Annotated in this window: 10 protein-coding genes; 4 read left to right on the top strand and 6 right to left on the bottom strand. The window is 40.1% G+C overall.

Annotated features, from left to right (window positions below):
- Positions 1 to 3: 3 nt before the first annotated feature.
- From rpsJ to BUB03_RS07435, 4 genes are all read left to right on the top strand, one after another.
- On the top strand, positions 4 to 309 hold the full coding sequence (rpsJ, locus tag BUB03_RS07450; protein WP_002661363.1) for a 30S ribosomal protein S10: 306 nt from the start codon (positions 4 to 6) through the stop codon (positions 307 to 309).
- A 314-nt stretch (positions 310 to 623) separates the two neighbouring features.
- Positions 624 to 2,843 carry a TonB-dependent siderophore receptor gene (locus tag BUB03_RS07445; RefSeq protein ID WP_073061606.1) on the top strand — a complete coding sequence of 740 codons (2,220 nt, stop codon included), beginning with the start codon at positions 624 to 626 and terminating at the stop codon, positions 2,841 to 2,843.
- 22 nt (positions 2,844 to 2,865) lie between these two features.
- Positions 2,866 to 3,141: a hypothetical protein gene (locus tag BUB03_RS07440; RefSeq protein ID WP_073061603.1), complete on the top strand. Its 276-nt coding sequence runs from the start codon at positions 2,866 to 2,868 to the stop codon at positions 3,139 to 3,141.
- Between the two features lie 177 nt (positions 3,142 to 3,318).
- Positions 3,319 to 3,816, top strand: coding sequence for a low affinity iron permease family protein (locus BUB03_RS07435; protein WP_040993931.1), 498 nt, complete (start codon positions 3,319 to 3,321; stop codon positions 3,814 to 3,816).
- 32 nt (positions 3,817 to 3,848) lie between these two features.
- On the opposite strand, the gene BUB03_RS07430 is transcribed toward BUB03_RS07435, so the two are convergent.
- From BUB03_RS07430 to glpK, 6 genes are all read right to left on the bottom strand, one after another.
- A complete protein-coding gene (locus tag BUB03_RS07430) occupies positions 3,849 to 6,572 on the bottom strand; it encodes a hypothetical protein (RefSeq protein ID WP_073061601.1) in 2,724 nt (907 codons plus the stop codon).
- Positions 6,573 to 6,657: 85 nt separating this feature from the next.
- Positions 6,658 to 7,629 carry a hypothetical protein gene (locus tag BUB03_RS07425; RefSeq protein WP_073061598.1) on the bottom strand — a complete coding sequence of 324 codons (972 nt, stop codon included), beginning with the start codon at positions 7,627 to 7,629 and terminating at the stop codon, positions 6,658 to 6,660.
- Complete coding sequence (locus BUB03_RS07420) at positions 7,626 to 8,045, bottom strand: hypothetical protein (RefSeq protein ID WP_073062691.1); 420 nt, start codon at positions 8,043 to 8,045, stop codon at positions 7,626 to 7,628. The genes BUB03_RS07425 and BUB03_RS07420 overlap by 4 nt, the downstream gene beginning before the upstream one ends.
- 246 nt (positions 8,046 to 8,291) lie before the next feature.
- Positions 8,292 to 9,065, bottom strand: coding sequence for a hypothetical protein (locus BUB03_RS07415; RefSeq protein ID WP_139258816.1), 774 nt, complete (start codon positions 9,063 to 9,065; stop codon positions 8,292 to 8,294).
- A 36-nt stretch (positions 9,066 to 9,101) separates the two neighbouring features.
- Positions 9,102 to 9,833 (bottom strand): MIP/aquaporin family protein, encoded by a 732-nt coding sequence (locus tag BUB03_RS07410; protein WP_073061596.1) that lies wholly within the window; start codon positions 9,831 to 9,833, stop codon positions 9,102 to 9,104.
- 23 nt (positions 9,834 to 9,856) lie between these two features.
- Positions 9,857 to 11,353 (bottom strand): glycerol kinase GlpK, encoded by a 1,497-nt coding sequence (gene glpK / locus BUB03_RS07405; RefSeq protein WP_073061594.1) that lies wholly within the window; start codon positions 11,351 to 11,353, stop codon positions 9,857 to 9,859.
- Positions 11,354 to 11,361 lie beyond the last annotated feature (8 nt).

Raw genomic sequence — 11,361 nt, 5'->3', positions numbered from 1 at the left:
GAAATGTCACAAAGAATCAGAATAAAACTAAAATCTTACGATTACAACTTGGTAGACAAGTCTGCTGAGAAAATCGTAAAAACGGTAAAGGCTACTGGTGCTGTTGTAAACGGGCCAATTCCATTGCCAACGAATAAGAGAATCTTCACAGTGTTGAGATCTCCGCACGTAAACAAGAAAGCAAGAGAGCAGTTCCAGCTTTCAGCTCACAAGAGACTGATGGATATCTACTCTTCTTCTTCTAAAACTGTTGATGCTCTAATGAAATTAGAGTTACCAAGCGGTGTAGACGTTGAAATTAAAGTGTGATAACTGCATACTTTGCAATGATTATAGAATCCGTTCCTTTTTAGGAACGGATTTTTTTTGTTTATAAAAATTGAAATGTCCGATACGGCCAACACAGTATAAAAAATACATCGTAATATTATTTTCTCCCTTATACCTTTAAACCGGATTTGCTTTGGTACCTATAATGAGTTCTGCCGATTATTAAGGGATCCTCACTTCACTTTAAAACTCATTTATAATCTGATAATGCTGAATCATGGCAGGTGAGATATGTCAGTCTGCTTTATTTATTTAGAATTAATAAAAATAATAATTTTGTAAAAAATTATCAGATGAATAAAGTAGTATCCTTTTCTCTGCTTGTATTGGGTGGGGTTTTTGTAAACGCACAGCAAGTGAATGATTCTATTAAAAAATCAAAAGAAATTGATGAAGTAGAGTTATTTGGTGAAAAAAAGAAACAGCCTGCGGGGCTTGAAGCCATTACCAGATTACCCTTGAAGACCAGAGACCAGATCCAGAGTATCTCCGTGATCTCTCATAAAGCAATCGAAGAATTGGGAAGCCTTACGATAACAGATGTGGCTAAAAACGTGCCGGGGGTTACATTGTTTTCAAGCTACGGTGGTGGAAACGAAAGTATGTCTATCCGGGGGTACCGTGGAGTACCTGTTCTGAAAAATGGTGTTCAGATGGATTCCGATTTCCGTACAGCCGGAATGATCACCGATATGCAGGGAGTTGAAAGCATCCAGGTCCTGAAAGGTTCAGCGGCGGTTACGCAGGGCATAGGAAATGGGCTGGGTTCAGCAGGTGGAGTCATCAACGTGGTAACGAAAAAGCCTCAGTTTGTCAATAAAAGTAATGTCGGTTTCAGATATGGAAGCTGGGATTTTTACAGACCGACTGTAGATTTACAGAGAGTTTTGGATTCCCAGGGGAAAGTTGCTGTAAGATTTAATGGTGCCTATCAGAACAACAACTCTTTCAGGTCTCATGTGGAAGGGGAAAGAATTTATATCAACCCATCCGTAGCTTATCGTCCTGACGATAAAACACAGATTGTTGTTGAAATGGATTATCTTCATGACAAAAGAACTCCGGACAGAGGAACAATCAATCTTGCAGAAGGAAATGTAGAGGCTCTTTACACAATGCCTAAAGGAGCTTTTCTGGGATACACTTCAGATTTCACAAAAGTACAGTCATTCAACTTCTCTACTCTGGTAGAAAGAAAGCTTACCGATAAGTTGAAGTTAAGAGCAGCCTATATTTCCGGAGAAAGAGAAGTAAACAGTGAGGCATCATCTATAGCCCATGCTAAAAACACTCCCTGGACCGAACGTTACAGAACAATAGGAAAAAGCAGAAGTATTGATGCGAACAGAGTGTTCCAGGCAGACTTCATTGGAGAAAATATTCAGACCGGGTTCATCAGGCATACGTTTCAGGTAGGAGTAGACTGGAAGGAAAGCGAAGTGACTACCTATGCTTTTAATGCCTACAAAAATTCTATTTCTCAGGCTAATCTTATCAATGCCAATAACCCACTGGATTCATTTGATGTGATGAAGGGAATTTCAAACACATTACCGGTAAACGTAGTATACGATCAGTCTAAAGAGCCCGGAGTGGTAAGAACACCTACTTTCGGAGCAATGGCACAGGATGTAATGTCTTTCGGGAAATATGTAAAAGCACATGCCGGTGTTCGTTATAGCAGAGTAAACGGTGCAGGCGATAATGTAAGCGATGCATGGAACCCTTCATTCGGACTGATGCTGTTCCCTGTAGAAAACGTTAATGTTTTTGGGTCTTACACTACAACCACTTCGTTGAGATCAGCCAATAATGTTCTTTTAGCAGGAGGAAATGTAGGAGCTTCCACAACCAAACAGTGGGAGGCAGGTATTAAATCCGACTGGTTCAATGAACGTTTGAGATTTAATATCACATTGTTTGACATTAAAACAGACCATCTGTCTTTTACCATCCTTGATGAAAATTATAACCCTGTCGTGATCAATAAGCAGACTATGTACGGTCTTGCCGGAGAGCTAAGGAGAAAAGGAATTGAAGTAGAATTAATCGGTAGAATCCTTCCAAACTTACAGGTAATGTCAGGGTGGGCTTATCTGGATGCTCAGTATCAGAACAGTCCTGCATACGTGAACGGTTCAGCACCAATGAATGCCCCTAAACATACAGCAAACGGCTGGCTGAATTATAAATTTAATACAGGAGCCTTAACAGGTCTTGATATAGGAGCCGGAATTTATTACGTAGGAAAAAGACCCGTTGATGAATGGACTCAGAAAACTTTCACTGCAGGTCATGCCAATAGTATAAGTCCGGGAACGAAACCGTTTAACATGCCGGAATATACAACAGTAGATGCCCAGGCAGGATATACCCTGAAAAATGGTTTGGGATTAAGGGTATTCTTTAATAACATCTTCGATTCGGTAGGGTACAGCTCTTATTTCAGAGGAGGATACATCGATCAGATCCAGCCGAGAAACTTTGCCGTACAGGTTAATTATAAATTCTAATCGGGAAAATTAATTATTCATCATGAAAAATATAAGAGCAATAGCTTATGCAGTGGTTTTTGGAACAGCCATAGTATCCTGTGCTTCCGATACGGAACTTTCAGAAGAAGAACTAAAGGCTGCCACTGAAGCAATGAGATTTAATACCATCAATAATCTATACCAGTGGAATAACTGGAATAATCCCTGGGTGAATACCGGAATGCCTCCGGGAATAAAACCTATCTGGTTCGGAAAAGATCTGCCTTCCATGCAGATGTATAAACTATCTGAAGAAATTACTTTCGGGAAGAAATAATAAAAAGAACATTCATATCAAATTTTAATTAGAAAACATTAAGGCAGGACTTCTGTCTTAATGTTTTTGTTTTTAAGCAACGTCAGGAAGAAAATCATTCTTCCTGTTGTTCTTTCTAAATTTTATCCCTCAATTCAAGTTAATTCAATACATTTAGCCATTAAAAGAATCGACGTCATGAGCCATAAAAATAGTAATCTTTTTGAGAGATTTTCAGATTGGGCAACCAAATTTACAGGAAGTTCACACGCATTTATCGGAGCCGTGCTCATCGTTATTGTCTGGGCAGCTTCAGGACCTGTTTTCAACTACTCCGAAACCTGGCAGCTGGTCATAAATACCGGAACTACAATCATTACTTTTTTAATGGTTTTCTTAATTCAGAAAGCTCAGAATAAGGATTCAAAAGCAATTCAGATCAAGCTTAATGAACTTATTGCAGCCCATGAAAAAGCAAGCAACAGGATTGTAGATATTGAGGACCTTACTGAAAAAGAGCTCGATCAGCTTCACTGCTACTATGAGCAGCTGGCTAAATTTGCCAAAGAAGACGCAGATATCCACACTTCACATTCTATAGATGCAGCTCAGAGAAATCAGGATTACAAGCATGAATTTTTTAAGCATAAACACGAAGAGTGGCTTCAGAAACAGCAAGAAAAAAAGGAATCGTAAAGATTCCTTTTTATATATAAATAAATGCCTGATTATTTTCTCAGAAAATATCCGAAATAGCTGCAGCTTCCGGCCAGCCCCTTCATTGTTTCAGTATCTGCATACTGAGATTTCAGCTGGGCAAAATAGGTTCTGTATTTCTGGTTTCTGATATTGTCCAGTTCAGCCTGATGAGCCTGTTCCTTTTCAGAGTACTGAGGATCCGAGTAGCTTATCTGAGATGCATTTTTAGCTTCATACTGATAATACTTCCCTTGTTCTGCGCTGGCCATCTGGAAAAGAACCCTGGCTCTCTGTTCCTTATTCTTTGAAAGCTTTAAGGCTTTTTGATAATAATTAATGGCCAGATCAAAATTATCAGGTTCAATATAAGTTGTATCAAGGAAATTCTTGTAATAATATTTGTAAGGATTTTTTCGGTCCGTATTCCAGAAATCATACTTTCCTCCGTTGCTGTTATCAATATCCATCACGAAAAGCTGGCGGTAATATCCCAGGCTTGAAGTGTTGTACAGCAGGTTTCCGATCAGCTGGCTGGCTGCGGCGGCTTTTTCATCCGTTCCATTGCTGATCTTTTTAAGCTGGATCAGGGCATCTGCCAGTTCCAATTTATTCATCCTGCTTTTAATGAAAGGGAATACAGAATAATCTTCGGCCTCCATACTTTCAGTTTCCGGACTTCCGAAACTTTCCCATACATTATGCCCGAAAACAAGATTCGAAATATCTCTGAATCCGTTATATTCACCTGCTGCATATTGTTTCGGAGTGATTTTCTCCCCTTTATCGGTCCAGTCATAATTCATTCGTGGAATTCCTGCAAAGCCCTGGGCTTTTTCGTAATACGATTTAGCTTTTTCAAAATCTGCCAGTTTCATAGCCCTGTCTCCATAGATCATGCTGAAGAAAGCATCAATATTTCCTACATTATCCATGTTTTTAGCGATGATTTGCTGCTCAAATTGGGTTTTATTGGGTTTTTTGTAGAAGTCTTCAACGCTTTTTACCAGGCTTGAATTCGGGTTATACTGAAGATCCGAAAGCTTATTGTTCATCAGGAACGATTTTCCGTCCTCACCTTGGAGGAAGTAGCGGTTGGCAAGGACGTCTTTCAGGAAGTCTACTGTAGACGGAGTTTCACCATAATAATCGTAATCCGTATTCGTGCTGTCTTTTTTTACTTCTTTTTTAACGAAATAATCGGCATAATCTTTCATTAAATGATCTTCATATTCCGCGTCAATCTTAGGATGCGAAACTATATCATTCAGGACCTTCATCCTTTTGATCTCTTCCAGGTATTCCGGGTTTGTTGTTTTAATGTCTTCCAGAACTTCAGAACTTGCTTTATAGTCTTTTTTCAGAAACTTCAGATAGGCATCGGCAATCTGCCAGTATTCATCCTTAGATACTTTTTTGGTTTTCTCTGTAAATTTTTCGAGGTCGTTCAGGTAGTCCTGAGTCTTTTCATCATATCCATAGCCGGTTTTGGTATAGAAAGGAATCCTGTCAGGATTGTTCAGCAATTCGTCATCGCTTTGATCATTTTTATCTCCGCCATTGCTTTCAGATTTCGATCCTCCGAAAAGATTTTTAAAGAATCTTACGATCTTTTGCCAGAACGAAAGCTTCTCTTCTCTTTTTACTTCTGCAGGTCCGGATTTCGAAAATGTGGAAGTTTTATCGTGATCATCCGTATTTCCTCTCTGTATATAGACATTGTCCGTAGCATCCGATGTGTAATAATAGATCGGAAGATAGCTTCTTTCCAGTTCGTTGATGCTTCTTACCGCCATTACTTTCAGGATCTCAGAATCCGGGTTGATGTCGTACATCTTTTCCATAATAGGAATAGGATTATTAAAGCCTTCATAGCCCAGTAAGAAATAAGCCATATTTTTCTCATCATTGGTACCGGCCCGCTTCATAATATTGCTGAAAGAAGCCGTGTCCGACAGCTTCATTGAGACAAAAGCAGATTCCTTACGGTCCTTGCTGTGCATAAATACCTGGAAAAAGTTCCAGTTGGCATCAGCATTCATTGCTTTTCCTCTCTGGGCACCCGCAAGCTGGTCCAGTGCCATGAAATAAACCGTACCTTTCTGCTTAATAGGTTCTATATAGGTTTTGAAAGCTTCAAGAGCCGCATCGTAATTTCTCGTATAGTGGTTGAATCTTACCAGTTGATATCCGTAACGTTGTTTGATTTCCGGGTTTCTTGCCGCATTATACAGAGAAGTTAATGCATTCACTGTTTTAGCGTAATCTATGGAAGTGGCATTCACATTGTTTGAAGGACCATTACTATAAAATGAGTCCTTACTTTCCACATAGTTGATGCTCATATAAGGCTCCAGATATTTAGCCTCAATTAAATAATCAATGCCTTCTCTGTATTTCTGATAGAATCCGGCGCCCAGTTTCTGCAGTAATGGATTGGTTGGTGCTCCATTTTTCAATGCATTCAGGTCATTCATACTGATCTTGTAAACCAGATTCTCTGTTTCCGCATAATTCAGTTGATTATTGAAAAACTTTTTCCAGGTTTCTATATTATCATCCGGAATCTGCATTCCCTTATAGTCACCATAGAACCTGTTGGAATAGGTAAGCAGAAAAGGAAGGTAAGATTTATCCTTAATGATGCTCTGGGTAAACAGGTTGAAATATTCATAATCAGGGTCCGACCACGCGCAGGCGTCAGACTTTGTATAGAAAAGCGATAGAACCGCCAATGAAAGAATGTATTTTTTCATATAGTTGATGGGTGTTTTTAGTTTTATAACTGAATTCAGTAAAAATTAAATTCTCGAAGCTGATCAGCCAGCCATGAACATGACTTTAAAAAACTCTGTTACTTACAAATTTACTATCTAATTGATAATAAATTATATTAAAATGTGGTATTTTTTTCTCAAGGAAACGGGTAACATCCTGCAGCTGATCATCAGATATTTCTTCAACCCTGATTCTAAAACCTTTGCTGAGAAAGCTTCCGAAATAAAAACCGTCTTTGATGACTTCAACTTCATCATCCGAGATTCTTTTAAATCCTGGATTTTCCAGGTCTTTTCTGGATAAGGCATTAATTAATTTATGCTTTTCAAGATGATTCGTCACAATTCCCCAGGAATAAATCGGTAAAGCCACCTCCATGTTTTTTATCGGATAATCCTCCAGTCTGGAAAGATAGCTTTTTAAAACATTTACATCCAGGATAGAGTTTTTGCTGGATTTTTTAAGTGGGGATGAAGTAGAGTAGCACATCAGGTAAACTTTTTCTACTGGCGGAATCCCCGTTTCATTTTTATCCTTAACCTGATGAAGCCGCAGGGTACAGGTAATTTCTTTTCCTGAAACCTTCTTCAGCTCCTTCAGGAATTTAAAATAATCGTCCCGTGTTCCGGCTGTCCAGTCACAGTCGATCTGAATTTCATTACTTATCTTTAAATGGTATTCCGTGGCTTTTTTTTGAACCAGATCATGAACATTTTTTGCAAGGAACCTGATTTCCTCAGCTGAAATATGATACATAGACTGATTGGTAATGAAAACAGTCGGCACAATTTGTTTATCGGTTTTAAAACTCTTGTCCAGGGTAATGGCAGCTACCGGCTGGAATTTTCCGCTGGATTTGTCTATGTCAAAAAATCGGGTGTACAGATAAGGAACCGATGCCTGATCCAGTACCTTTTTTTCTTCCTGATCAAGCTTAAGATGGGTTTTCCAGTAATAGAAAGTATAAGGATGCTTCTCTGTCCCGCTGCATGAGGCTACAATAAAGAGAGTGAGCAGAATTTTTAGTACTTTCATCGTTGATAGAGTTCGCTTTCGCAGGTACAGGTATCTTGTGTTGCACTTTCCATACTGGAGCAGCAGTCTTCGGATTTCTGAATATTCCCATCCTTATCGGTCAGGTAGATCTTATTCTTGTCAAATTTCACGTAAAAAATTTCTTTGTATTTTTTGAAGGTTACCTTCATTACTTTTGGATTGTATTTCCCGGCATTCATTTCCTCTGTTGTTTCAGTCTGGTCTGCCTGGTTTACCTGAACATACCCGAAATGTACATCTCCGTTTTTCTTTGCCTCAAGATAATAATGAGGAGTTCCGGATCCGCTGTATCCCTGTACAATATCAAAACTTCTGTATCCGGTAAAAGGAGTTTTTGTCTGCGCAAAAGACAAAATACTGATGCAGAAGATCACTAAGCTGAAAATATTTTTCATGTATTTTTTTTCAAAAGTAATAAGATTTCTGCAATAACTGAACCGTAAAAACCCGGTGATTGGATGCGCAGAAAGAATTTCCATAAGATTTTTGATATTAAGATTAAGAGGAAAATCCAATTCTTTTAAGCATTATCTCAAACTCTAGCTATTTTTAATGGTCTTAAAACTTCGTATTACCTTAATGGTTTAAATGAAAGACCACTTCGTTTGAAGTGGTCTTTCTGTAATTCATTTAAAACTGGATTAAAATACAGTAGCGGCAAGCTGGATCCTTGCATATTTATTGGAAGGATTCCACATAGCCATCATAGCAACCGGCAGGCTGTAATGATCTGTAATTTTTAAGGTCTTGCTGGCTTTTAGCCCTACATTCACAATATCAAAATTATTGGTTCCGTTTCCATAGAGAAAGCGGCTGTCGTTGAGGGCAAATCCTGCCCCAACAAAAGCATCCAGATTTACTTTCTGTCCTGCAATCACCGGGTAACTTGCCTGAACATAGGTTGAATACTTATTCTTTTTATAGCTTCCATCAGGTTCCAATACTACTTCACCGGCGTTGGCGCCACCATACAGCATAATATCAGCTTCAATGTTAAGCGGGAACGACGGTCCGAAAGTATAATTGGTTCTAAGGTCGATGATGTGAGCAGTTCTCCTTTGCGAATAACTGAAAATATCATCCGCAGCTACAGCCGTATTAATGTTCCTCGAATTATACAGGTCCCACAGCCCGATATAAAAACGGTTATGGGAGTATTGGATGTAATAGTTGATCTCTTTGTAATGAGTGCCGTCTTTGTCGTCAGCTAATGCCGATGCACCCCAGATACCAATCTTCCATTTCTTTTCAGCGTCCAAAGCATAAGAAAGATTTCCCATTACCACTGGTTTGTCTGTGATAATCAATCCTCTCCAAAGGTGGTTGTTCTGAAGATTGACCGTGAAATCCAGCCTGTTGTTTTCCTTAGCTTCCTGGTTCTCCTGAGAGAATAGCTTTCCTGTGCCCAAAATCATCAGGCATACAATTTTTAAAATTTTCATCGGGTATTTTTAATGTATTATTCCAAAAAGAACGGCGGCGATTACAGCACCTAGAATCGGACCTGCTACCGGAATCCAGGCATAACCCCAGCCACTGCTGCCTTTTACAGGAAGTATGGCATGCATGATTCTTGGTGCCAGGTCTCTTGCAGGATTAATGGCATAACCCGTAGTTCCGCCAAGAGATAAACCGATAGCCCAAACCAGTAGAGTAACCGGAAGCGCTCCTACAGAACCCAGTCCCACTTTGGCAGTCGGATCAGCATTCAGAGAAATGCTTGGATCTGAGAAGTGAAATATGACAAACACGAGTACAAATGTACCAATGATCTCACTGATCAGGTTTGAAAATGTATTTCTGATTGCCGGCCCGGTACTGAAACATGCGAGTTTGGCCCCTTCATCTTCTGTAATGGCGAAATGGTCTTTGTTAAATAGCCATACCAGGAAAGCACCAAGCATTCCGCCAAGCATCTGTGCTGCAATGTAAGTGGGAACAAGGTCCCAGGAAAATTTTCCTGCAGCAGCAAGTCCGATGGTCACAGCCGGATTCAGATGGGCCCCACTTGCCGGGCCTGCCACGGTAACGCCTACGAAAACAGCCAAAGCCCAGGCCGTCGTAATGACGATCCATCCTGAGTTGTTTCCTTTAGTATCTTTTAAGACAACATTGGCTACAACGCCGTTGCCTAATAATATAAGAAGCATGGTTCCTATAAGTTCTGCGGTAAATGGGGTCATAAGTAGTTTTTTTAAGTTAGAATTTAATCTTCGATCCAGCTTTGTGAACGCTTTACTGCCTTGTTCCAGAAATGGATCATCTTATCTGCTTTTTCTTTGTCTACTTTTGGGTGGAAATCCTCATCCACAACCCACTGAGACTGGATCTCGTTGATATCTTTCCAGTATCCGACAGCTAAACCTGCAAGATAAGCTGCTCCTAAAGCTGTGGTCTCAAGAGTTTTTGGTCGCGTGATTTTAAATCCGAAAAGATCTGACTGTATCTGCATCAGAAGGTCACTGGCAGAAGCACCTCCGTCTACTCTCAGTTCAAGACTTGGTCTTCCGGAATCTGCTTCCATAGATTTTACAATGTCATATACCTGGAATGCAATTCCTTCCAGAGTGGCTCTTGCGATATGTCCGTTAGTGGTTCCGCGGGTTACACCTACAATAGTTCCTCTGGCATACTGATCCCAGTAAGGAGCGCCAAGTCCTGTTAATGCTGGCACAAAATAAACCCCGCCGTTATCTTCAACACTTGCGGCAAGATCATTCACTTCTTCTGATGAATGGATAAGCTTAAGGCCATCTCTCAGCCATTGGATAGCTGCTCCGCCTACAAATACGCTTCCTTCCAGGGCATAATTTACTTCTCCGTTAATCTTCCATGCAACAGTAGTCAGAAGGTTATTTTTGGAAGAAACAGCTTCTTTTCCTGTATTCATTAAAAGAAAGCAGCCTGTTCCGTAAGTATTTTTTACCATTCCCGGAGTGATGCACATCTGCCCGAATAAGGCTGCCTGCTGGTCCCCTGCAATTCCTGCAATTGGAATTTTGGTAGAAAATAAAGTGGTTGCTGTTTCTCCATAGATCTCACTGCTTTGTTTTACTTCAGGAAGTACAGATCTTGGAATGTCAAATAAATCCAGAAGCTCCTGATCCCATTCCAGGGTGTGAATGTTGAGAAGCATGGTTCTGCTGGCATTGGAAACATCGGTAATGAACATTTTTCCACGGGTAAGTTTCCACACCAGCCATGTATCAACAGTTCCGAAGCAGATTTTTCCTTCTGCTGCTTTTTCTCTCGCGCCTTCTACGTTATCCAGAATCCATTTTAACTTGGTTGCCGAAAAGTAAGCATCCAGAACAAGTCCTGTTTTTTCTTTGATAACTTCAGCGTAGCCCTGATCCTTCAGTTCATCACAATATTTAGATGTCCTTCTGTCCTGCCATACAATAGCATTATAAACAGGCTCGCCGGTTTCTTTATCCCAAACAATGGTTGTTTCACGTTGATTGGTGATACCAATGGCAGCTACTTCCAATCCGGAAATGCCAGCTTTAGCGATAACCTCTGCGGCTACAGATATCTGGGATGACCATATTTCGTTGGGATCATGCTCTACCCACCCGGGAGTAGGGAAGATCTGTTCAAAGTTTTTCTGGGAGACATATTCTATAGCTCCGCTGTGGTTGAATAAAATGGCTCTGGAGGATGTGGTCCCCTGGTCCAGAGCGAGAATCAGTTTTTCCTTCATACTGCAAA

The sequence above is a fragment of the Chryseobacterium oranimense genome (assembly GCF_900129755.1).
Classification (GTDB): Bacteria; Bacteroidota; Bacteroidia; order Flavobacteriales; family Weeksellaceae; genus Chryseobacterium; species Chryseobacterium oranimense.
This window is presented reverse-complemented; position numbering and strand designations above follow the sequence as displayed.